Below are 22,343 nucleotides of genomic sequence, written 5' to 3'. Positions count from 1 at the left end.
TACGAGCGCGAAGCACAGTTTTAACAGTTAATCAGCTATCACTTATCACTGCACCATATGCTTTGATCACTGATAACTGTTGACTGTTCACTGTTTTAATACATCGGTTCTCTAAAACTGAACTGGCTTAGCACACAGATATATTTATTTATCTGCAGTAAAATTACTATACCATGCAAAGTAATATTTGATGCCATCGTTTTTTTACGATAAGGCAAACTTTATCGAGAGTTTACAAAAACTTGTAGAAAAATCTAACAAATCTGTGATTATTGTAACTGTTTTATATTACTCATGACTTGTTGGTACATTCTTTGATTATTTTGCTGCTGAAAAAGTTCAGCTGCTTTCCGTAAGTCTGCCATTGCTCCCTCTTTGTCTCCCTGGGCGGCACGGGTATTTCCCCGGTTATTAAAGGCTACGCCAAATTTCGGGTTGAGACGAATTGCTTGAGTGTAATCGGCGATCGCGCCATCTATTTCTCCTTTAGCTGCACGAGAGTTTGCACGATTATTGTAAGCAGCAGCATATTTAGGATTAAGACGAATGGCTTGATTGTAATTCTCTATCGCGTCATCTGTTTTTCCCTGAGTTGCATAGGCATTGCCGCGATTATTGTAGGCTTGAGCATAGTTGGGAGCAAGGCTAATCGCTTGATTATAATCTTGTATAGCGCCGTATATATCTCCCTGATCAGCAAGAGCATCGCCGCGATTATTATAGGCAACTGCTTCTTTGGGATTGAGACGAATCGCTTCGTCGTAATCAGCGATCGCTGCTTTTTTGTCTCCCATCTCAAAATGTACAAGCCCGCGACTATTGTAAGCTGCGGCGTAATTACGGTTCAAGCTAATTGCTTTAGTATAAGCGGCGATCGCGCCAGCCGAGTCACCTTTTATATGTTTGTACTGTCCTTGAATATAAAAATCACCAGCTTTCGATGGTTTAGTTGGAGGTTTAGGAGGACGAACTCCTATTTCCGTTACCACTTTTAAATCGTTGCTCTGGCTGCAAGAAACGGTTAGTATTGTGATTAATGCGGTAAATGCAGCTATACCAAATAATTTGCCCACCCCTGTAAATTCTTCCTCAAATAACCGCCATTTCATAATTTCGTATAACCAGATACAACTTAATAGTTTGTATGTGTAATTCTGATTGATAGTTACGCATTGGTTTCATCATTGCTTTGGTCATTTTCCTGTTTTTTGGGAGTTAGTCGCCAACTGTTCGTTGTTTCGATATCTACAGACAATTCTTCCAGGTTTTCTCCTAAATCCTTTTGAAGTTTTTGAGTCAGTGTGATGGGAAAATCAAAATCGAGATTTTTGGACTGTGCTAACCTGACAAGTTCTGTAAACGATACTTTTGCTGTTGCACGTTCATAGCTAGTCAGTTTAAAATCCGTAGTTTCAGATATATTTTGAGCTTGCATAGCTTTTTTGATGCGCTCTTGCAAATACTCAAATTCTGAGTTCAAGACTTTCCATTCATGCTCAATTTGAGTATATCGTGCGGTCAGTGCTGTTAAATTCTCCGTAGCGCTATCTGGGTTACTTTGTTGGCTTAATTCTATCAGACGCAGGTGGACTTGGGCAAGATAAATACAATCCATGTAAGCATACTCTATTTGTTCTTCAGTTAAAGGTCGCTTTCCCCAATCGCTTGTTTGCTCTTTTTTGTCTATATTTTGGAAATTACAAAGTTCAGTAGCTAGAGTTTTAAGTTGGTAGTTGGGCAATGGTAAGAGATAATAGGGAATGTTTTTTGCCATTTCTAAAGTGCAAGTAATATTTTTTGCTTTTTTATTACCCAAGAATTTCAAATCATAGCTGGCGTTATGAAAGACTTTGTTAATAGCAGGATTAAGCATGATTTTATCAACAAACTCAGCAACAATATCAGGTTTTTCTAGTACATCTAAAAGGTAGATGCGATCGCCACTTAAATCTGTTGGATCATCTAATACCTGAATGAGTGAGAGTTTAGGATGGCGTTTGTTATAGTCAGCGACTTCTGTATCTATCCACAAAGTTGTTGCTGTGGTATATTCAGCAACAACAAGACGCATTTGGCTTGCTGACGTTAGATAAGGCATTGGTTAACATTTCCTGAGATTTGGATAAACTTCTCTATTATCTAAGGTGATTTCCAAGAAAGAAAATACCTGGGGAATGCGAGTTTCGACTTCGCTCAACTCGCGATCTCTCAGTTGGTTGAGCGAAGCCGAAACCAACTAGGGTGGTATATTTATTCCTGTAAATCATCTAAGAAGAATTAACCCAATGAACCGCGAGTAACACCGAGCTGATTTTGCAATTTTAACTTTCGCCAAAGTTGAACACCTGTAATTTTGCCTTGCAATAGTTGACGGTAGCAATCTATGGTTTGATGCACTTGTTCAGGACTTTCGTTGAGAAATTCGATGCGTAAGTGTTGCAAACCTAGTTCTACCAAACGCTGTACGTATTCTGCTCCCGTCTGTGCTGTCCCATTAAATACTGTATTTCGACAGCCTGTATCTGCTTGGAGTATGTGTTCTGTCCCAACTCTATCTCGCAATTTTACCTCATGCTTTTCACAGGGTCTTCCACAGTTAGTATAATCAGTCCCATTAGACAGAAAAGCACAAAACACACAATGCTCCATGTGAAACATAGGCATATGCTGATGAATCGTCACCTCAAACCAGTTGGGTGAACAACTCGTAAGCAAGTCTTCTAGTTGGGTAATATTCAGATCATAGGATGCTGTAAGCCTTTCTAAATTAAAGCGATGCTTAAAGTAATCTGCTGTTAATGGATTAGCAACATTGAGAGAAAAATCGCCGATACAACGCTCTTGGGCAAAAAATTTGAGATGGTCATAATTACGTACTAGATAACCATCCGCATTACAAGAGCGTACTTGCTGCAAAATCCAGTTCTCCCCTGGTTTTGTAATCCGAGGTGGTGCTACCCAGATGTTAGGGCGAGTTTCGTTGTGTTTCCCTTGTTGATGGACTATCTCTACTGCTTCACGATACGCACGTGGATCTTCAAATTCACAGTACAGTGTATCAACTCCTGCTTGAAATGCTGCTTTTAGTTGCTGTAAGTTCCGCACTAGCACGATAAGAGACAACGAGTCACAGTTGTTTTGGGTTTTGACTACTGAAGGAAGTAAGTTTGACAAGGAAGCATTTGGGTTTAATTCCCAGAGCTTTGCTTGCGATAGCGAAGCGCTGCTGCAAGCAGATCGCAATTCCTCCAACTGCACTACAATTTCTCGTCGCATCCGGTTCAACTCACTCACAGGTAGCATGAAATTACCTTCAAGGTGATTAGTAAGCGAACCTAAACAGAAGGAAGTATTGCCAAGACGACCAAACTGTTCGTGCAAACGTTCTGTCGTTAAAGGTTTGGTATGTGCTTCCACAAGAGAGTTTGCAGACTCTACTTGAACAATATGACCTAGTTCATCACGCGCGATCGCTATTAGTTTTTGATCAAGTTCTCCATAAATCTCTAAGTAAATCGGACGCAGAAATTGTGGATTTTCCAGAGAGAAACTCTGGCGTAATTGGCGATCTAATTCTGGATCGCTAGTTTTCCAAACTCGATCACCCACATGTATCCGACGTAGATTTAAATCACGTCGACCAAAAATCAGTACTGCTTCATGCCCCCGCATTTCCACAGAATAAACCCGCCCGCCTTCTTCCTGAGCTTCCGGGTGACCACTGTCAAATACAACACCGTCTCCGGGTTTAATTGGAGCCTGCAAAAGTACCCTTATTTGCTCATTGCGAATACTAGTGACTTCCCCTAAGTAAACACCACGCTTTTTACCAAACCGAGCATGAACCAATTCTTGATTATTAATACCACCAAACCAGCCGGTGTAAAGTCCGCGAGAAAAAGCCATTTCCAGATTGTAACGCTCTTGATTTCCCCATCCTTCATTAACAAACCTTGCTCGGTTCCCTTGAGTTAAAGCAGGGGTTGGGTAAATATCTACTATCACCTTATCTAGGGCTTCTCGATACACACGAGTTACATTAGCAACATACTCGGGAGTTTTCAAGCGACCTTCAATTTTCAAGCAAGTTATTCCTGCTTTCACCAAATCTGGCAAAACTTCTAGCCCTGCCAAATCCTGTGGACTGAGTAAATATCTGCGATTACCCAAATCCACAATTTCTCCATCAGAAATTAATTCGTAAGGCATTCTACAAGCTTGAGCACATTCCCCCCGGTTAGCAGAACGCCCCCCTAAAGCCTCACTGGTTAAACACTGACCAGAATATGCTACACATAAAGCACCATGAACAAAAACTTCTAAAGGAAGTGACGTTTCTGTTTTGTTAAGTTGGCGCTGTATTTTGTCTATTTCCTCAAGCGAACATTCCCGGGCGAGAACGACTAATTGACAGCCAAGCGACTTAGCAAATTCTACCCCAGCTGCACTGGTAATGGTCATCTGGGTGGATGCGTGGATAGGAAAATTTGGTGAAAGGTGACGAATGAGACGACAAATTCCTACATCTTGTACAATCACCGCGTCCACACCTGCTGCAATTATTGTGCGGAGATACTGCTCTGCTTCTGTTAGTTCTTGTGGAAAGATAAGCGTATTAACAGTGACATAGCCTTTCACACCCCGACGATGCAGAAATTCCATCAATTTGGGTAAGTCTGCTTCTGTGAAATTTTGGGCTCGCATACGGGCGTTGAATCGGTCTAAACCAAAGTAAATCGCATCTGCTCCATTTTCAATAGCAGCTTTGGCACAGTCCCAATTACCTGCTGGGGCGAGTAGTTCTGGTTGTTTAGAGGTCATCAGGTTTGTGGAAGGTTATAAGTCACCATAGCGATCATATCGATCACAACCGCTTTTTTGCCAAACTTTTCTTGAACATTGCAATAGAATTTAGTATGAGCAGTTTTTACGAATTGATCCAAAAAATTAAGAAAAGACCTTCTATGTATCTGGGGAAAGCCGCGATCAGTAACCTCCGCTCGTGTTTAGCAGGTTATATTCTTGCTCGTCGGGAACTAGGCATTTCTCAAACTGAGCAAGAAAAAAAATTTACACAATTCCAAGGATGGATTCAGCAAAAATTCAACATTTCCTCCAGCCAATCTTGGGATAAAGTCATCCTCTTCTACTCAGAAGATGAACGCACTGCGCTCTTACGTTTCTTTGAATTATTTGAAGAATTTATAAGCTCTGAACACAAAACTTTTGTTGAGTCACAAGAGGTTGAATTAGAATCTTCAACCGACAAGATGGTAGGTAAAGTCTCAAAGTAATGCTAGTGTAGCTTCCATACTTAACTAGTTGTTTTTCAAGCTATCATAAGTCTTGAGTTAGTAAAAAATCCATTGGTGACAAAACAAATGACACTTCAAGAACTTCAAAATCAAGCGTTGCAATTATCAATTGAGAAACGCTGGCAGTTGGTGAATGTACTTCTGCACTCACTGCAAGCGGAAACAATGCCAGTGAGCAAACAACAGGGACTGGCTGCAAGTTTGATTGGAATTGCGAAGACAAATGCATCACCACCAACTGATGAAGAAGTACAGGTAATGTTAAACGAGCGGCGAGTAAATAAGTATCTGTAATGCGAATTTTATTTGATACAAATGTTTTGTTAGATGCTTTGTTAGCTCGTGATCCGTTTGTGAATGATGCTAGAGTCTTATTTGAAGCGGTATAAGCAGGTGAACTGGAGGGGTTTATTTCCGCATCTACGATTACTGATATTTATTACTTAGTCAGACGACAGACGCAAAGCGATGAAGTAGCACTTACAGCCGTAACACGTCTATTAGTATTGATGGAAATTTGTCTAGTAGATCGTGCAGTATTAGAACAGGCGATCGCGCTTAGGTTTCAGGATTTTGAAGATGCAGTGCAAATCGCCTGTGCAATCACAACTCATTTAGATGGGATTGTTACTCGTGATCTAGCTGGGTTTACAGGTACAGCCATTCCAGTGTTGTCACCAAGAGAGTTGATCACTCGTCTGGTTCAGTAATATCAATTTTGCCTTCTGTCATTAACTTTTTAAGAAAGGTCTAACTTTAATTTCAGTGACTTCAGCGGTGCGAGGTAAACTGAGAGTATGAACCACTACACTAGCTACATCCTCTGGTTGTATGAGACGCTCAGGGTTATATGGTTTGCCTAACATCTCACAAATCGCTGCTTGCATAGGACTAGCGGTATTTCCAGGGAATACAGTTAGGACACGCACTCCTAGAGGATTGACTTCATCTCTAAGACTGTCTGCGATCGCCTTTAGTGCATGTTTGGTAGCAGCATATTGTGACACACCTGCTCTAGCAATTAAACCCGCCGTTGAGTTGATAAACACAACTTGCCCTTGACTGGATAGTAGGTTGGGTAGCAAAGCTTGTGTCAGGATATAGGGAGCACGAACATTTGTCTGGTACTGTAAGTCGAAGTCTTGTACAGAAGCAGTTTTTACTTCTCCAAGCGAATACACTCCCGCACTGTGAATGAGTAGATCAACTTGACCATAATCTATGTCAACATGCGCTTTAAATTGCCGAATATCTTCATCTAGCGTTAAGTCTAATTGGTAACACCTAACTTGAGGTGAAGTTTCTTGGGCAATTTTCGCTATCGCGAATAGTGATTCCAACTTACGTCCTAACAGGCAAAGCTTAGCACCTTGTGCTGCAAGTTCTAAGGCGATCGCTTTACCTATTCCGCTACTGGCTCCTGTGACTACAGCAACTTGTTCTTTAAAAACAGTAGTATTTATTCTAGACATTCTTTTAACAAATTGAACTGTAATAATGTATCTGCCGTTTTCTTGATCAAACCAAACTCTAAACCTGATTTTTCGGCAATGTCCAATAGAGTATGATTACCATCAGAAAAGTTTAAAATCCATAACATCGCCATTTCGGTTTTTTTAGTATCAGTCAAGCCACCAATAGCACTGTATAGTCCTCTTTTTCCTAACTGTGGCTCACATTTAGGGTTTTGGTTTAAGTATTTTTTGTTGTTCTCTATAATCTGTAAAACCGAGAGAATTTTTGAGAATGAATCGGCAAGATATTGGGGTTGAACTAGGTCTAGATTATCTGCTGAGGTGTGATACTGAGGATATGTCCCGTGGGGCGATCGCATAAAACAGCCTACTGGCAAATTAAATCCTGGTGAGCAAAACTGACGCTCATCATAACCATACGGTGAAAATTCCTGAATTTCATAATCTTGACCTGAGCGCTGCAACACATGAATAACAGCTTTATCAATCTCAGCATCACCTCTACGGCTTTTTTTATAGTGAGACTTGCCAGGATCACCCAAACACGTTAAAACCAAACCGTGTTTAATTTTATCAACATGGGCTTCATTCTCTGCGAGCCAGGTAATAGAGCCAATTGTTCCAGGAATAAAGATAAAGCGATAAGAATAAGAGGGACTAATTTCACTTAGATATTTAGCTAAGTATGTTGCCAAGGCAATACCAGCAAGATTATCATTAGCCAGCGACGGATGACAGGAGTGGCATGAAAGCAGAACTTCATCGTCTTTTTCTCCTTTAATGTAGTACTCGCCGTAAGTTAAATGACCATCTTCCAACGAAGAATCGATATAAACTTCATATTCTTCGTCTTTCAATTCTAATAACTGATTATGGCTAATGCAAAATCCCCAATTTTCTTTATAATACGAAGTTCGATAAGGAATCCAATCAGGACGATCGGGTAATGAAAATAAATGTGCCTTTAACTCACTTAAAGGCATCTTTTGATTGATAGGTATACTGTAATTTAGTACATGAAGATTTGATTTTTTGAAATCAACAACTTTTTCACCACTAGAATTTTTAATATAGGCATCTCTAATATTCCATTCTTTAGGAACCGTCCAATCAAATACTGCTGTTCCACTTTTGACTTCATTGATATTTAAGGGAATATGTTTTTCTATTAAATGAAGCGTTTTCCGTAATCCATCACCTGTAATACTTCGGCAAATAGGATATAAGTCAGTTATAAACTCATACATTTCTTGACCGACGCCGTTCAGGTTAATATCCGTTCCTATATCAGATCTTGCCATTTTAGTTAGTTGAGTTTCAGTATAATTTTGCTTTTAATTATAGATTAGTATAATTTTTTATTAAAATATTCATCAAAAGTTCAATATCTTTTTAACGTATATTTATATTGATTCTCCAAATTCTTATTCATTCGTGATTCAGTTTACGTTGTCCTCGTTGTTGAATAATTTGCAGCAAACTTGGTAAAGACTCGTCGTCATATTCACTATATTTTCCCTTGTGCAACTGTTCTACACCCAGGACGATATCGCGCTGTAGCGCTTCTAACTTGAGTTTGCGTAGTTGTGGTTCGGGAGTTTCCATGCGTCGCATCATCTCTTGAAAACTGCTAGTATCTTCTTCTGTATAGTGTGATCCAGATGAGAATACTGTTTAGCCGTTAATTCTCCTTCTTTTGTAATTGTCAACCTATAATATTAAGGGTCGCAGTAGGAGTTAAAGCGCTTACTACAAACTTTGAAATTATAGTAATCTGGGTTACAGGACAACAAGTACTATAAACCAAATCTAATTATACCCTTATAAGGCATATGATTTATTGCCTGAATCCGGATTGTGTAAACCCTGAAAATCCTGATAGTGAAAATGTTTGCCACAGTTGCCAGACACAACTAATTCCTCTTCTGGGGGGACACTATCGCGTGACTAAGTTGCTTTCAAACGAGGGTGGCTTTGGTAGAACCTATTTAGCGGAAGATATATACAATTTTAATCAAATCTTTGTAGTCAAGCAATTAGCTCCTAAAGGTCGGACAGCTGGAATACTTTCTAAGGCAAGGCAACTCTTTGAAGCAGAGGCAAGACTACTGCAACAGTTGGGAGAACACCCGCAAATTCCAACGTTATTTGCTTACTTTGAGCAGGATAACAATTTGTATTTGGTGCAACAGTTTATTGATGGGCAGGATTTATTCAAGGATTTGCAACAAAGGGAAAAGTATAATGAAAAGGAAATTAGAGAGTTTTTGCTCGACTTGTTGCCTGTACTCAAGTTTATCCACGAGCACAGCGTCATTCACCGAGATATCAAGCCACAGAATATCATGCGCCGAAAGAGTGATGGGCGTTTGGTGCTGATTGACTTTGGCGCATCTAAGGAACTCAGTCAAGCAGTTCAGACTAAACCAGGAACTATTATTGGTACATATGGCTATAGTCCTCTAGAACAGATGCAGGATGGAAAGGCTTACCCAGCTAGTGATTTGTTTGCCTTGGGAGCTACCTGCTTTTATCTGCTGACTAAGGTTTCTCCTTTTGAATTATGGACAAGGCTAGGTTATGGTTGGATTTCTAATTGGCAACGCCATTTGACAGATCCAATGAGTAGTAATTTGAGAAATGTTCTCGATAAACTATTGAAAACGGAGATTCAGGAACGTTATCAATCAGCGGATGAAGTCATTCAAGATTTGATTCCTCAACCAATACCACAACAGACGCCAGTCAACAATAAGCATAAAAATCTACTGCTGGTGGGTAGTGCGATACTAGTTTTGGGCATTGGGGGGGGTGTGTTTTTGTGGAAATCATCTCATTCATCTAACTCTGTTGTCAACCCTGTAGTTGATAATTCCAATCCCAGTCTCCTGAAAACTTTGAGCGCACATTCCAAAATTGTTACTTCCGTCGCCATCAGCCCAGATGGAAAAACTCTGGCTAGTGGTAGTTGGGACACTACACTTCGACTTTGGGATTTATCGACTGGCAAACTTTCTGACACTCTAAAAGGAAATATTGGGCAGCTTAATAATGTTGCCATCAGTTCAGATGGCAATACGGTTGCTAGTGGAAGCAGTCAGAATATTATTAAATTATGGAATCTTGTCACTAAACAGGAGCTTGGGATTATCCAAGGTCATAATAGAGATGTTACGTCCATTGCCTTTAGTAAAAAAGGAGAAATTCTGGCTAGTGGTAGTGCTGACGGTAGCATCAAAGTATGGAATTTGTCAACCCGACAAGAAATCAAAACTCTCCAAAGGCACTTCCAAGAGGTACGATCAGTTGCTATGACTTCCGATGGAAACACTCTGGTCAGTGGTAGTACTGATGGTAGCATCAAGGTGTGGAATATAGAAAGCGGACAGTACCACACTCTTCTAGGGCATTCGTCTCGAGTGAATTCAGTTGCAATCAGCCCAGATGGAATAATTCTTGCCAGCGGTAGTGCTGACAAGACTATAAAACTGTGGAATATCCAAAGCGGACAAGAAAGCCGAACTCTCAAAGGGCATTCTTATGCAGTGAATGCGATCGCCTTCAGCCCGGATGGTAATACACTTGCCAGTGGTAGTGCAGATCACACGATAAAACTATGGAATCCCACAACTGGACAGGAAATTCGCACCCTACAAGGGCATACCAAAGAAGTTACCTCTGTCGTCTTTACTCCGAATGGTAAAACCTTAGCCAGTGGCAGTGTGGATCAGACTGTTAGGATTTGGCAGGTGTCTCCTTGATTTTATTCTGGCGGATAAGAGCCTTTTATCTCGCTTATACTCAAGATGTCACTCGCTTCGCTCCAATTCAAAATTAATAATTCAAAATTCAAAATTATCACCTAAGGCTGAAGCCGTAGGCTTGAGACAAGGACGTAGCATTTCTCGTGCCTTACAGCATCTCGCACCTAACAGTTTTTCTAGTGGGCTTGTATCCCACAACTAAAGTTTTTTTAGTATTTATCATTTTGAATTTTGAATTGTTTTGTCAAAAGTGTTGTGGATGTTGTAGCAGGTGTGGATGGAATAATTCTGCCACAAGCTGTGGCAGAAATTCCCTGGGGTCCTAATATATAGGAGTCTCATACAGGCAACATAAGTGCCTCAAGATTCATTTTTGTGATTCTACTGTTGAAGTGAGTTCATGGATCTTATCCTGTGCTGCTTTATAAACGACCATATCACTTTGGTCATGAGCAAGTTGGGCAGCTTTTTGTAAATCCTTAATTGCTGCTTGTTTATTGTTTAACATCTGATTAGCCCAGCCACGACCATAGTAAGCGTCAGCAAAATCCGGTTTCAGGTTGATAGCGATAGTCATGTCCTCAATGACTCCTTGATAGTCTTCCTGATATAATCTGACCGCTGCCCGATCATGATAAAATTGTGAATCATTGCGTTTGAGCTTAATCGCTTGGCTGTAATCCGCGATCGCTCCTTGATAGTCTTTCTGATTTGATCTGACTAAAGCCCGATAGCTATAAAATTCCGCTTTCTTGGGTTTGATCTGAATAACTTGGCTAAGATCCGCGATCGCTCCTTTATATTCTTCCTGCTCATATCTGACCCAAGCCCGATCAAGATAAAATTCCGCTTTATTAGGTTTGAGTGTAATAGCTTGGCTGTAATCCGCGATCGCTCCTTGATAGTCTTTCTGATTTGATCTGACTAAAGCCCGAGCGCGATAAAATTCCGCTTTCTTGGGTTTGAGTGTAATCGCTTGGCTGTAATCCTCAATCGCGCCTGGATAGTCTTTCTGCTCATCTCTGGCACGAGCCCGATAAGCGTAAAATAAATCTGCTAGGTATGGACGAGCCTTGTCGATGGCTATTTTATAGTCCTCCATTCCCCCGTTATTATCCTTCAAGATATATCGCGCATTTCCCCTGCGACTGTAAACAAAGGGATTATCAGGTTGGAGGCTCACGGCTTTATCGAAATCCCTCATTGATTCTTGTCGTTTTCCTAATTTAGCGTAAGCATCACCTCTACGTAGATACGCTGGAACATAGTTTGGTTGGTAGCTCAAAGCCTGGTTGTAGTCCTTTATTGCCCCTTGATAGTCTTCGTTCTTATAACGAACCGACCCACGCTGTGTGAGGAACTGGTAGGCTAATTCATATTTAGGAGAAAGGCGTATGGCTTGCGTGTAATCGTCAATTGCTTTCTGAGTATCTCCCAGCAGCGAGTAAGCATCACCTCGGCTAGAGTAAATATCCGTGCTGTTAGGCTTGAGGCGAAGAGCTTGCTGAAAATCCTCATCAAATTTTTGAGGATTTCCCATTCGGGCGTAGACTTGTCCACGGGTGCTATAAGCATCAAAATACTTAGGCTGTAATTCTATAGCTTTGTTTAAATCAGCCAGCGCTTCAGTATAGTCCTCCTGCAAAGAATGGAGATAACCTCGATGTGCATAGCCAAAGGCTAAATCTGGCTGAAGTTCCAAGGCTTTGTTTATGTCGTCAATTGCTGCAGAGTAGTCTTGTAAAGACTCATGTATTTTACTGAGCTGGATGTAGCTATCAAGAAGATTGTGATTAATTCTAAGAGATTTATTAACCTCCTCTAGTGCTTCCCGGTAACGTCCTAAGTCCATTAGTGCTTGACCTAGCCAGCTGTAAAGGATAAAATCATCAGGTCTAAAGTCAATCGCTTTAAGAAAAAATTTGCGTGCTTCTTCATATTCCCCTAAGTACCAAAATGAATCACCTACCTGACGCCAAGCTTGAGAAAGTTGTTCAGAATCTGTACGGTTATAGTAACTAATAGCTTTCCTAAATGATTGAATAGCTAGGTTATAATTATTTTGAAGCTTCAGTGCCATACCATGTGCGTACCAAGCTTCGGGAAAATTCTGCTTTTTTGTAATTGCCTTGTCAAAAGCTTGCTCTGCTTCTCTGTACCGACGCAATCTCCAGAGTTTATTACCAAAATTTAGCCATTCAATTTCATCAGAGCTACTTTCCGGTTGTTTTAAATTTAGAGAAGCTGTAACGATTTCATCTTGTTGTGCAGCAGTGAGTTTGCTGGGCGGACAACTCTTTTGTGCTCCGGGACAACTCTTGTATGTAAAATTAAATTGAGTGTTTTCTTGCTTTAGTTTTGCCAACGCAGCACGAATCGGGACACCCAAGCTATAACCCAGTTCTAATGTGCGCTTATTAGTTTTTGTTTCTAAATCTTCTGCTTCTGCTGCTGTGTGAATCCCAATTAAGTTTCCGTCAACATCTAATACGGGTCCGCCACTCATACCTCTTACAGTAAGATTGGTGTAGACAAGCCCATACCCAGTTGAAAAAGAGCGATCATCTCTGGCGTTTGCGTAAGTGCTACTCCAACCTAAAAGAAACCCAGCGCTGAGTTGGCGACTAGGTTTGACATTTGTTTGTTTTGCTTTGGTAAACCCAGAGACAAAAATGACTTGGTCTTCAGAGTCCAAGCCATAGTTCCCCAAAGTCGCTACTTGATATCTTTCGTTGCTAGTAAACTGTAACAACACTACGTCTATACCACGCCAAGTTTTGACTTTGCTAATATCCACTGGATATTCTTTACCGTCTGGGGTAAACACAGTAATCTGTTTGTTGACACTTGTTACATGCCCAGCAGTAAGAACATAATAGGTATTGCCTTCTTTAGCAACAATCACCCCCGACCCCTGGTCAGTTACCGAATCGATAAACACTGTAATCTCTTTGGCAATGCTGTCAACCTGATTTGTCAACTTAGGAACAGTAGATGCTTTCGCCGCAGTCCCTGACTGTTGTGCTACCTGTGCTGCGACGAATTGGGGAGCTGACTCTGCCAATATCTCAATGGGTATTCCCCAACTAGAGCTTTTCATCTCCTGCCGCAGTGTATCATTAGGTTGAGTATTATCCTCATATTTGTAGGGATTACCCCAGAGCGGTTGAGCTTGGATACCATTTATACCTACTAGCTGACCTTGGTTATTTAGCAGAGGTCCTCCGCTCATACCCTTTTGTATATTATTGGTGTATCCAATCCCATACCCACCCTGTAATTTTTTTTCTCCTAATAAACTCGAAACTTGCCCGCTTTTAAAGTCAAACTGCCTTGCTTCAGAGGGACTATCCTTAAAGGGGAAGCCAGCAGCATACACATCATCACCTAGTTTTAAGGCTGATTTTCCAAAGGATGCTACAGGATAGTTAGCATTAGACCGAAACTGCAATAAAACCAAATCCCGACTGCCAAAATTAACTCCCTTAACGACCTCGCCTTGATAATTTCGACTATCGGCTGTCTGAATGAGATGGGGTTTACCTGGTTCCAAAACGTGCCTGTTAGTGATAACTGTAAACAGCGAACCTTCTTTCTTCACCAATGTACCGGAACCGCCCTTGTTACCAGAGATAATTCTAACAGTTATAGATTTAGCTATCTTTGCTATCTTTTTCAATTGCTCTTGCGAAAGTTGGGAGGTTTGCTGTTGTGCGACAGCCTTGGGCGCAGAAACACTGAGATAAAAACCCTGCATTGGTAGTACTAACAAGCTGCTCATCCCAGCAACCAAAGCCAGTGAGTAATGTTTCTTTTGTTTTTTCTTCATCTTAAATTTGTCAGGAGTTAGGTGACGTACAGACGGGATTAATCGCGTCTGGACAGGAGCTTAGAGACACAATTAATAGCGTTGGGAATTAGGAATCAGGAGACAGAATCGGATCTCTTAGCGTGGAAATCGCATAGAAGCCATGCGTTCCCAAATAACTCCTGACTCCTAAATTCTTTCTTGTTAAAGACGGCTACTTAGTTAGATTTTTCCTTTGGTGCTACCTGTAGTAACTTAGACATATCGATAAAGGGTTGACCAGAGCTATGGAAAGATTGAACAACTGGTCCGTTCGCCACAGCACCAAGTGCTGCCAAATTTTCGATTACTCTTTTGGCAGTGTCATCATTTTTTTCAACAATTGTCAGTAGTATATAACTGCATGCTTCTCCGTATCGCTCAGCAGCGCATAACACTGGATAACCGTTTGGGCTCCTCCCAGTGGTTATATAATTTAGGACATCATCTTGAGAAGCCTTTTGAAAGTTGTGAGAGACTATATTACAGCGGTCTTCAGGAGTATAATTGCCGACTATTCTTTTTTTTTCCCAACGAATTATTTGTATTTTATCCCCTGCTGGTGTCCGGGCAAATGTAGTTGGTACACCGTCCTTACTTTTGCCACAAAAGTAAGAGTTGGTGGGAGTTTGAGCATTGCTGCGCTGACTAATAATTATCATACTGCTGAGGGCGATCCCGCTTGCAGCTAAGATACTCGTAAACAACGTGAGTCGCATGGTGCTGTCATCCTTAATAACTATTCAATATTCACTACAAACCGAGAAAGGAATACTCCAAAAAGTTAGGTACAGAAATATTTGTACTTTCAGTAGACTGAAAAGTTTTCCAGAAGCTTCGCCAGTCCTTGATTGTCGCTTTGGGATACTAAGATCTGAAATCAGCTTGTAAGGAGCTTTTCAAGAACTTTTGTTCTGATTTCACTGACAGAGCGATCGCCAAATCCAATCCCATCAGCTGAAACCCTTATTCTTTCGTCGAATTTGAAAAGTTTTCGGTCTACTGACTTTGGGTTCTCCTAAAATGATTATGCAGGCTTTTCTGTATATTCACAAGTCATATTTATTTTTTTTATTTCTCATTGAAATGCGAACAGAAGAAATCTGCTCCCTACTCCCTGCTCCCTCTGAACATAAAAGATTCCTATTTCGGAGATGTCTAGTAGTGCATTATTACTTTAAGTTTCAATCATCATAAGGTTGTGGGTCGAGAATCTCTATATCCCCAGGTGATACTTGCCTAACTCCACCAGTCGGAGATAAGTTTTGTGAATCGAGAATTTCTACAATTATTCTAGAACCCTTACTACCCAATTGGTAGCCAACAAAAACAGCAAATTCACCTGTGCTTTTAATTCTTAAAATTAATTTATAAACTTGCCCTGAAGGGTTAACAACTTTGTACTCTTCACCTAACATTTGTTTTTCCTGATTCAAAAGATTTTTTAGCAATCTTGCTGCTTGTTCATTTCCTTTTGGTAGAAATTTGGGCAACCAGTACGAAGCCTTAGCTACTTGAGTTGGCTCTTGTGATAATTTGTTAGATAGGATGGCTATAATGCGCCGGAAGCCAATACGTGGGACTAAATACTTTAGCCAAAGTTCTATTTCACTTGCATTTGCTTTCTCTAGTCCTCTTTGTAGCAGAAGCTCAAAGTATTTTTTGTCCTTTAATATAGCATTGGCAAACTGTAAACCAATAACAAAGTTTCGATCTAAAAGGCTGTTTATCTCATCGAATTGCTCTGACTCTGGCAAATTCATCAGCCTCTGTTGTAAACCCTTATGGTCTTCAAAATCTTTTGAAGTAATAAATCGGCTAGTCATATTACTTTCCTCTTAATATTTTATGACGTTTCTGATCCGACTTAAGTACACCTAAATATCATCTTTTATCTGCGCCGAGGCTGTTATGTCTTAATCATTATCAGTGTTTGAAATTATACTGATTAAGCTTTTGAATTCACCCGGCTCAAAAAGTTCTTCGGGTAACCCAGCATTGCTCATAAACTCAGGGGTTGGTCGATTGGAAGAAACAGAACCTCATAGCAATCCATGAAAGTTGCCACGACTATTTGCACATGGGCAAACGCGAAAGCTAAGAATATCGGGAGCCGGATGTAGCGAAAGTGTGCGCCGTGGTACGCACTGATTGAATTGCCAACTAAGTTGGCTGGAGTTCGGGGTAATCGACTCCAAGGCGAACAACTGACCTAGACCCGAAAGGGCGAGGGGACAAGAGCATGTTCGTAAAGCGGAGAATAACAGAAAGCGTGTATGTTATGGCTCTGCAACGCCTGAACGATATGGTTAAAGCCAAACTGCTTAAACCCTAATATCCAGTGGTGGAACTGCACATCCTTCGGTATCACGTTTGTACACCGATGTTGTTGGTAACCATTAATTCAACTTTCGTTAATGGTACACCCCGACCAACAAGCGCTCTCGTAATGAACTCATTCAAGGATATGAGTAGGAACCTAAGTCGTTCTAGATACGTTCGTCAGTGACGGAACATGGGATTGCCTAAGGGACGCGAGTCCTATGGTAACGGAGTGACAATAGTAATCGTGGGAATAACGCCCCACCTTTGGAGAGCGGGAGAACCGCTTACACCGGTGTTGTGTCACAGGTAATTAGATGCAACAGAAATCGAGAGGTACGCGTTCCGGCGAGATGCCGAAACGATACTGAACATCATACGTGAACGCGGGCAGCGTAGGTTGCCAGTAGAAGATGTGTATCGACTGCTATATAACCCAGACCTGTACTTACGTGCCTACGCCAAGCTGAATAGCAACGCAGGTGCAATGACACCGGGTGCTACGGAGGAAACGGTGGACGGGATGTCCCTGGAGAAAATTCACACCATCATTGAAACTCTAAAAAATGAGCGATATAGATGGACACCAGTGCGACGTACTTATATCCCGAAGAAAAACGGTAAATTACGACCTCTTGGTATGCCTTCTTGGTCGGACAAATTACTTCAAGAAGTGATTCATTCGATACTATCAGCTTACTATGAGCCTCAATTTAGCGAACATTCCCACGGTTTTCGACCAAGACGCGGATGTCACACAGCCCTGAAGGAAATTACCCAAAAAGGTCGAGCTACAAAGTGGTTTATCGAAGGAGATATCAGTGCTTGTTTTGACAAAATAGACCATACTATTCTGTTAAAAATACTACTTGAGAAAATCCATGACAATCGCTTTATTCGACTTATCAAAGGGTTACTAGATGCAGGGTACTTAGAAAATTGGAAATACAACTCCACATACAGTGGTGTACCACAAGGTGCGGTTGTCAGCCCAATACTTTCTAATTTAGTACTAGATAAGCTGGATAAATACGTCGAACAAGAATTAATACCAGCATACACGCGAGGTCAGCGAAGGAGTGTCTATCCTCCGTACAATGTACTGACCTTCTTCAGCAGCTAAAGCACGAAAAGCGGGAAAGTTGGAAGAAGCACGAAGACTGAACCAACAGGCACAGTCCATTCCATCCCGTGATCCTAACGACCCTAATTTTCGTCGCCTTTGGTACGTAAGGTACGCTGATGATTTCCTACTGGGAGTAGTAGGCTCAAAATCCGAAGCCTTGGATATTAAACAGAAGATAGCCATGTTTTTACGTGACGAACTTAAACTGGAACTCAGTGATGAAAAGACGCTCGTAACCCATGCAAGGGACGAAGCAGCTAAATTCCTGGGTTATGAAATCCATATACTACACGCCGACGATAAACATGACCATCGTGGTCAAAGATGTATCAACGGTAGTGTAGGGCTAAGGGTTCCCAAAAGCGTAATCAAAGACCATTGTGTCAAATATATGCGCTCCGGAAAGCCTATACACTTAACCCAAAGAGTCAACGACGATGCCTATAGTATAGTTAGCCAATATCAAGCGGAGTATCGAGGAATAGTCCAGTACTATCGCATGGCTTACAACCTCCACACGCTTTCCGAGCTGAAACGAGTTATGGAGCAATCCCAAAGTAAAAACTTTGGCAAAGAAATTTAAAACCACTTGCCAGAAAATTTACAAACGGTTCCGCACAACCATTGATACAAAGGATGGTACTTACAAGGTGCTACAGATAACAGTGGAACGTGACGGAAAATCGCCCTTAATAACCTATTTCGGTGGTGTTTGTTTGCAGTGGAATAAATGGGTCACAATCGATGATAATCAGGCTAACCATATTTGGAACGGGCGCAGTGAAGTTATTCAGCGCCTTCTTGCCCAAAAATGCGAAATTTGTGGTGCAACGGACAATATTGAAGTCCACCATATTCACAAACTAGCAGATATTAAGCAAAAAGGAAATCATGAACGCCCTGAATGGATGCTCAAAATGTCAGCACGTAAACGTAAAACCTTAGTGGTTTGTCGTCAGTGTCACGAGAAAATTCAATACGGACGCTATGACGGTGAGGCACTCAAACGTAAAGATTACTGGAAAGCGAAGTGATACGGAAACGGTCATGCTTCGTTTGGAGGGGGGTGGTTGGAAAAGTGCCACTAATGGTAACTCGTTGGCTACCTACCCTACTACATGTCCGGATCTAACAGAGAGGTGCGGGAGATAATACTCCCCATCGACTCTACCAAGGTTCCCCATTTTTTCAGGATCAGGCCCCGTCATCAATCTAGGACTTACGCACTATACAAATCGAACATCATGTGGATTAACGGATAATGGTTGTTTCAAACCTGTAGGGGCGCTCATGCTTGCGCCCCTACAATGGACGGTAACACCCTTATTTGTGAAAAAATCTTTCATTTAGGCGCTATTAATTCCTACCGCATAGCTGATGATTTCTGTCAATGCGTAAGTCCTACAATCATCTTATAGAAATTTTAAAGATTTTTATACTAAACACGTAGAGAATCATTTTCGTAAATATTTTCCCAATCTTGTAAGTTACAACCGATTTGTAGAATTGAAGAAAAGTGCTTTAATTCCGTTATGTTGGTATCTGCATCTACATCGTGGGCAAAGTACTGGCATCAATTTTATTGATTCTACCTCTTTAGAAATATGTTTAAATGAAAGAGCCAAGCGGAATCGAGTCTTCAAAGGTTTAGCTAATTGGGGTAAGAGTTCTTTGGGTTGGTATTTCGGCTTTAAATTACATCTAATAATTAATGAATTTGGAGAAATTCTATATAATTCTGTTGCTTCTATCCCCAAAGTCTCCTACCTTCTGATCCATTTAATCGCTCGTGAGCATCTTGCAATAAAGCTGGAATCTCCAATTTTTCAGGGCATCGAGGTAAACAGTCTCCGCATTCTGTGCAGCGACTAGCTTTCATCCCAGGAAACCAGTGACCAGCGTTTTCAAACATTTGGTAGCGATATTGACCATACTCTGTCATGTCATATGCTAATGCAAGATTACGCAGTCGTAGCACTTCTGGAATCTTAATATTTTCTGGACAAGGTAGACAGGCGTAACACTGGCTGCACTTTTCTTGTCCCAAAACAGATGTTTGGTGATTTTCTAAACGCTCAAAAGCAGTAATTTCCTCTGTGGTTAGCGTCCCGTCCCGATCAGCGACTCTGAGGGGTTCTGTTAATTCATCTGGGTTTGCAGGTCCTACACTGAGAGTAGTAATCCGAGAATCGCTGAGTAAAAATCGGTAGTTTAACTCCAAGGGTGAAAAGGGATGACATAAATCTTTCAGGGTTTGGGGAGGAGTGTATAAGCGTCCTCCCTTATCTGCTGGCGAAATGATAAAAACGCCCATATCTTTTTCAAAGGCTCGCTGAATAGCGGCTTTGTTCCGTTGAAAAAAATAGTAATAATGCAGATTGACAAATTCAAATAAATCTGTATCGATTGCTGCCTGAATGACTTCTACGGAAGCATGGGTGGAAAAACCGACGTGTCGCACTCGACCATCAGCAACAGCCTTGTGTACTGCTTGCATACAGCCGCCTTTGGCTTTGACCCATTCCAGGTGATCCCAAGTGTTTAAGCCGTGAATCCCTAAACAATCAAGATAATCTAGTTTCAAGCGTTCCAGAGATTCGTTTATATACCGATCCATAGTCTCAGCATCTGGTGTCGGCGGAATTTTAGTAGTAATGTGAAGCTTCGTTCGGGGTATAGGTAGCCCAAGAGCGATACCTACGGTAAGCTGCGCTAACGCCTCACCAAGGTACTGTTCGCTTTTGCCATAACCTCTGGCTGTTTCTATATGATTAATCCCTAGCGCTATAGCCTGTTGGAGGGTTTGCTGTACGTTTTCAACGCCAGCTAAGTAGCGCATTGTCCCCAAGGAAAACACAGATAAGTGTAGGTTGGTTTTCCCAAAGCGTCGGTATTTCATTTCCAGAAAGTTACAGCAAATAACTCCTCACTTATAACTTAATTTAACTATCGCCGTTGCCAAAGCGCTTGATTAAATCCTCTGGTCGGATATTAGAAATAAATTCACGGAAGGCTTGCTGTTCAGCTTCATCAGCATCCCGATCTACGGGAATAGAAGCATCAGCTATCACTTCTTCCATGACCCAAATAGGGGTATTTGTACGGAGGGCTACAGCGATCGCATCACTAGGACGAGCATCTATTTCTTTTTTTAGCTCCCCTTGTTTTACAATCAAAGCAGCATAAAATGTGTCCTTTTGTAGTGAGTGTATGATGACTCGCTCTAAAGTCATATTCCATGCTTCTAGAATATTCATAATCAAATCGTGAGTTAAGGGTCTAGGAGGCTTTTGGTTCTCCAGTGCGCCCATAATTGACCTTGCCTGTTCCTGACCGATATAAATGGGCAAAGCACGGCGGTCTGAGGCATCTTTTAAAAGCACGATTGGGCTGCGGGTTATGGCATCTAATGCTATGCCAGCGACTTTCATTTCAATCATTGGCTAAGCCTCTACAATCCTTTGAGTCTTTGAAGTATTTTGTATCAAATCGTACCCTTGCTTTAGCAAGATAGGAACCTGGATAAACATAAGTCTCTCTTCTCTATAATTGCTTCTATTAAACTCCCAAATGGATGTGAACACCAGAGTAAGTTAAATTAACTAGCTTGACAATAATCTACATATTCAAGTATGCCTTGGAGTTAATATAAATGTGTTAAACTTTTTGTTGATTTTATGTTAGTTTTTATACCTAAAAATAATGCTTTGATGTAAGAATTACTAGCTTATTCTAGTCAAATTTACGTAATAAATTAAATTCAGCAGAGAGAAAAAAGCCGTGTTCACAGGATTAATCCAAGCATTAGGAACAATTAAACCGCTAGGCGGGGATTATTGGAAAATTACATGTGTTACCGAGTCTTCTGATACCATTATGCGTGATTTGGCGATAGGAGATAGCGTCGCAGTGGATGGTATTTGCTTGACGGTAGAAGAAGTTTTAAAAGATGGATTTATCGCCACTGCTTCACCAGAAACTCTACGTCGTACGACATTAGGACAAGAGCAAACAGAACAGAAGTATGTGAATCTAGAAGCATCGCTACGGGTAGGAAGCAAAGTGGGAGGTCATTTTGTGATGGGACACGTCGACGGGGTAGGGAAGATGCTTTCAAAAGAAGAAACAGCAACATCCTGGGAAATGACATTTTCTGCTACGGGAGCGATCGCGCGTTACATTGTCCCTAAAGGTAGCATAGCCGTAAATGGCATTAGCCTCACAGTCGCTGAATACCAGCCAGAAACAATGCAGTTTAAAGTGGCAGTCATCCCCCTGACTTACGCTGAAACAAACCTTCGCTATTTAAATCCAGGCAGTTGGGTCAATTTAGAAGGAGATATCCTAGGCAAGTACGTCGAAAAATTCCTTTCCTCTGGCAAGGGCGATGTTACAGCACCTACAGACGAAAGCAGTGATGATATCTCACTGGCATTTCTAGCTGAACACGGATATTGAGAATGGGGCACCCCTGCGGGGAAGTCAAAAGTCAAA

At 41.2% G+C, this 22,343-nt stretch carries 18 protein-coding genes and 2 pseudogenes; 9 read left to right on the top strand and 11 right to left on the bottom strand.

Translation table 11 applies throughout. The annotated features are described in order from the left end of the window. Positions 1-269: 269 nt before the first annotated feature. The 3 genes from G4P69_RS00170 to G4P69_RS00160 form a co-directional block, all read right to left on the bottom strand. Positions 270-1,109: a tetratricopeptide repeat protein gene (locus G4P69_RS00170; RefSeq protein WP_208339431.1), complete on the bottom strand. Its 840-nt coding sequence runs from the start codon at positions 1,107-1,109 to the stop codon at positions 270-272. A 56-nt stretch (positions 1,110-1,165) separates the two neighbouring features. Then, entirely contained in the window at positions 1,166-2,098 is a 933-nt protein-coding gene (locus G4P69_RS00165; protein ID WP_208339430.1) for a ribonuclease D, read from the bottom strand. Between the two features lie 179 nt (positions 2,099-2,277). Beyond that, the gene (locus G4P69_RS00160) at positions 2,278-4,821 is read right to left on the bottom strand and encodes a U32 family peptidase (RefSeq protein WP_208339429.1); all 2,544 of its coding nucleotides are present in this window, start codon (positions 4,819-4,821) and stop codon (positions 2,278-2,280) included. A gap of 95 nt (positions 4,822-4,916) precedes the next feature. On the opposite strand from G4P69_RS00160, the gene G4P69_RS00155 reads away from it, so the two are divergent. The 3 genes and pseudogenes from G4P69_RS00155 to G4P69_RS00145 all read left to right on the top strand — a co-directional run bounded on the left by G4P69_RS00155 (position 4,917) and on the right by G4P69_RS00145 (position 6,025). Next, positions 4,917-5,294 carry a hypothetical protein gene (locus G4P69_RS00155; RefSeq protein ID WP_208339428.1) on the top strand — a complete coding sequence of 126 codons (378 nt, stop codon included), beginning with the start codon at positions 4,917-4,919 and terminating at the stop codon, positions 5,292-5,294. 87 nt (positions 5,295-5,381) lie between these two features. Next, positions 5,382-5,609 (top strand): hypothetical protein, encoded by a 228-nt coding sequence (locus tag G4P69_RS00150; RefSeq protein WP_208339427.1) that lies wholly within the window; start codon positions 5,382-5,384, stop codon positions 5,607-5,609. Beyond that, positions 5,609-6,025 (top strand): annotated as a pseudogene (locus G4P69_RS00145) (PIN domain-containing protein). Before G4P69_RS00150 ends, G4P69_RS00145 begins: the two are co-directional and overlap by 1 nt. 21 nt (positions 6,026-6,046) lie before the next feature. Here G4P69_RS00145 and G4P69_RS00140 read toward each other — a convergent pair. The 3 genes from G4P69_RS00140 to G4P69_RS00130 all read right to left on the bottom strand — a co-directional run bounded on the left by G4P69_RS00140 (position 6,047) and on the right by G4P69_RS00130 (position 8,395). Then, complete coding sequence (locus G4P69_RS00140) at positions 6,047-6,787, bottom strand: SDR family oxidoreductase (RefSeq protein WP_208339426.1); 741 nt, start codon at positions 6,785-6,787, stop codon at positions 6,047-6,049. Further along, complete coding sequence (locus G4P69_RS00135) at positions 6,775-8,091, bottom strand: DUF4910 domain-containing protein (RefSeq protein WP_208339425.1); 1,317 nt, start codon at positions 8,089-8,091, stop codon at positions 6,775-6,777. The genes G4P69_RS00140 and G4P69_RS00135 overlap by 13 nt, the downstream gene beginning before the upstream one ends. Positions 8,092-8,218: 127 nt before the next feature. Continuing rightward, positions 8,219-8,395, bottom strand: coding sequence for a hypothetical protein (locus G4P69_RS00130; RefSeq protein WP_208347907.1), 177 nt, complete (start codon positions 8,393-8,395; stop codon positions 8,219-8,221). A gap of 227 nt (positions 8,396-8,622) precedes the next feature. Here G4P69_RS00130 and G4P69_RS00125 point away from each other — a divergent pair, with 227 nt between their 5' ends. Beyond that, on the top strand, positions 8,623-10,551 hold the full coding sequence (locus tag G4P69_RS00125) for a protein kinase domain-containing protein (RefSeq protein ID WP_208339423.1): 1,929 nt from the start codon (positions 8,623-8,625) through the stop codon (positions 10,549-10,551). Between the two features lie 370 nt (positions 10,552-10,921). Here the strand turns inward: G4P69_RS00125 and G4P69_RS00120 are convergent, their stop codons facing one another. From G4P69_RS00120 to G4P69_RS00110, 3 genes are all read right to left on the bottom strand, one after another. After that, positions 10,922-14,383 carry a serine protease gene (locus tag G4P69_RS00120; RefSeq protein WP_243902160.1) on the bottom strand — a complete coding sequence of 1,154 codons (3,462 nt, stop codon included), beginning with the start codon at positions 14,381-14,383 and terminating at the stop codon, positions 10,922-10,924. A gap of 197 nt (positions 14,384-14,580) precedes the next feature. After that, positions 14,581-15,120 (bottom strand): COP23 domain-containing protein, encoded by a 540-nt coding sequence (locus G4P69_RS00115; protein ID WP_208339422.1) that lies wholly within the window; start codon positions 15,118-15,120, stop codon positions 14,581-14,583. A gap of 465 nt (positions 15,121-15,585) precedes the next feature. Then, positions 15,586-16,227: a hypothetical protein gene (locus G4P69_RS00110; protein ID WP_208339421.1), complete on the bottom strand. Its 642-nt coding sequence runs from the start codon at positions 16,225-16,227 to the stop codon at positions 15,586-15,588. Positions 16,228-17,123: 896 nt separating this feature from the next. On the opposite strand from G4P69_RS00110, the gene G4P69_RS00105 reads away from it, so the two are divergent. The 4 genes and pseudogenes from G4P69_RS00105 to G4P69_RS00090 form a co-directional block, all read left to right on the top strand. Next, positions 17,124-17,846 (top strand): reverse transcriptase/maturase family protein, encoded by a 723-nt coding sequence (locus G4P69_RS00105; RefSeq protein ID WP_208339420.1) that lies wholly within the window; start codon positions 17,124-17,126, stop codon positions 17,844-17,846. Between the two features lie 19 nt (positions 17,847-17,865). Beyond that, positions 17,866-18,432, top strand: a complete 567-nt coding sequence (locus tag G4P69_RS00100) for a group II intron reverse transcriptase/maturase (RefSeq protein ID WP_208339419.1) — start codon at positions 17,866-17,868, stop codon at positions 18,430-18,432. After that, on the top strand, positions 18,416-18,883 hold the full coding sequence (locus tag G4P69_RS00095) for an HNH endonuclease (RefSeq protein ID WP_208339418.1): 468 nt from the start codon (positions 18,416-18,418) through the stop codon (positions 18,881-18,883). Before G4P69_RS00100 ends, G4P69_RS00095 begins: the two co-directional genes overlap by 17 nt. A gap of 370 nt (positions 18,884-19,253) precedes the next feature. After that, a pseudogene (locus G4P69_RS00090) lies at positions 19,254-19,580 on the top strand (transposase); the annotation flags it as partial. A gap of 16 nt (positions 19,581-19,596) precedes the next feature. On the opposite strand, the gene G4P69_RS00085 reads toward G4P69_RS00090, so the two are convergent. Both G4P69_RS00085 and G4P69_RS00080 read right to left on the bottom strand, forming a co-directional pair. Continuing rightward, positions 19,597-20,748: an aldo/keto reductase gene (locus G4P69_RS00085; protein WP_208339417.1), complete on the bottom strand. Its 1,152-nt coding sequence runs from the start codon at positions 20,746-20,748 to the stop codon at positions 19,597-19,599. 43 nt (positions 20,749-20,791) lie between these two features. Beyond that, positions 20,792-21,289: a bifunctional nuclease family protein gene (locus G4P69_RS00080; protein WP_208339416.1), complete on the bottom strand. Its 498-nt coding sequence runs from the start codon at positions 21,287-21,289 to the stop codon at positions 20,792-20,794. 340 nt (positions 21,290-21,629) lie between these two features. On the opposite strand from G4P69_RS00080, the gene G4P69_RS00075 reads away from it, so the two are divergent. Continuing rightward, positions 21,630-22,307, top strand: coding sequence for a riboflavin synthase (locus G4P69_RS00075; RefSeq protein ID WP_208339415.1), 678 nt, complete (start codon positions 21,630-21,632; stop codon positions 22,305-22,307). The last annotated feature ends 36 nt before the right edge of the window (positions 22,308-22,343 follow it).

This window comes from Aetokthonos hydrillicola CCALA 1050, assembly GCF_017591665.1.
GTDB classification, from domain to species: Bacteria; Cyanobacteriota; Cyanobacteriia; order Cyanobacteriales; family Nostocaceae; genus Aetokthonos; species Aetokthonos hydrillicola.
This window is presented reverse-complemented; position numbering and strand designations above follow the sequence as displayed.

What these genes read in the sequence shown, in the direction of transcription:
- G4P69_RS00160 (WP_208339429.1), bottom strand. Translation starts at nt 4,821, where the DNA reads ATGACCTCTAAACAACCAGAACTACTCGCCCCAGCAGGTAATTGGGAC.
- G4P69_RS00135 (WP_208339425.1), bottom strand. Translation starts at nt 8,091, where the DNA reads ATGGCAAGATCTGATATAGGAACGGATATTAACCTGAACGGCGTCGGT.
- G4P69_RS00115 (WP_208339422.1), bottom strand. Translation starts at nt 15,120, where the DNA reads ATGCGACTCACGTTGTTTACGAGTATCTTAGCTGCAAGCGGGATCGCC.
- G4P69_RS00080 (WP_208339416.1), bottom strand. Translation starts at nt 21,289, where the DNA reads ATGATTGAAATGAAAGTCGCTGGCATAGCATTAGATGCCATAACCCGC.
- G4P69_RS00125 (WP_208339423.1), top strand. Translation starts at nt 8,623, where the DNA reads ATGATTTATTGCCTGAATCCGGATTGTGTAAACCCTGAAAATCCTGAT.
- G4P69_RS00170 (WP_208339431.1), bottom strand. Translation starts at nt 1,109, where the DNA reads ATGAAATGGCGGTTATTTGAGGAAGAATTTACAGGGGTGGGCAAATTA.
- G4P69_RS00130 (WP_208347907.1), bottom strand. Translation starts at nt 8,395, where the DNA reads ATGGAAACTCCCGAACCACAACTACGCAAACTCAAGTTAGAAGCGCTA.
- G4P69_RS00120 (WP_243902160.1), bottom strand. Translation starts at nt 14,383, where the DNA reads ATGAAGAAAAAACAAAAGAAACATTACTCACTGGCTTTGGTTGCTGGG.
- G4P69_RS00140 (WP_208339426.1), bottom strand. Translation starts at nt 6,787, where the DNA reads ATGTCTAGAATAAATACTACTGTTTTTAAAGAACAAGTTGCTGTAGTC.
- G4P69_RS00085 (WP_208339417.1), bottom strand. Translation starts at nt 20,748, where the DNA reads ATGAAATACCGACGCTTTGGGAAAACCAACCTACACTTATCTGTGTTT.
- G4P69_RS00155 (WP_208339428.1), top strand. Translation starts at nt 4,917, where the DNA reads ATGAGCAGTTTTTACGAATTGATCCAAAAAATTAAGAAAAGACCTTCT.
- G4P69_RS00165 (WP_208339430.1), bottom strand. Translation starts at nt 2,098, where the DNA reads ATGCCTTATCTAACGTCAGCAAGCCAAATGCGTCTTGTTGTTGCTGAA.
- G4P69_RS00110 (WP_208339421.1), bottom strand. Translation starts at nt 16,227, where the DNA reads ATGACTAGCCGATTTATTACTTCAAAAGATTTTGAAGACCATAAGGGT.
- G4P69_RS00150 (WP_208339427.1), top strand. Translation starts at nt 5,382, where the DNA reads ATGACACTTCAAGAACTTCAAAATCAAGCGTTGCAATTATCAATTGAG.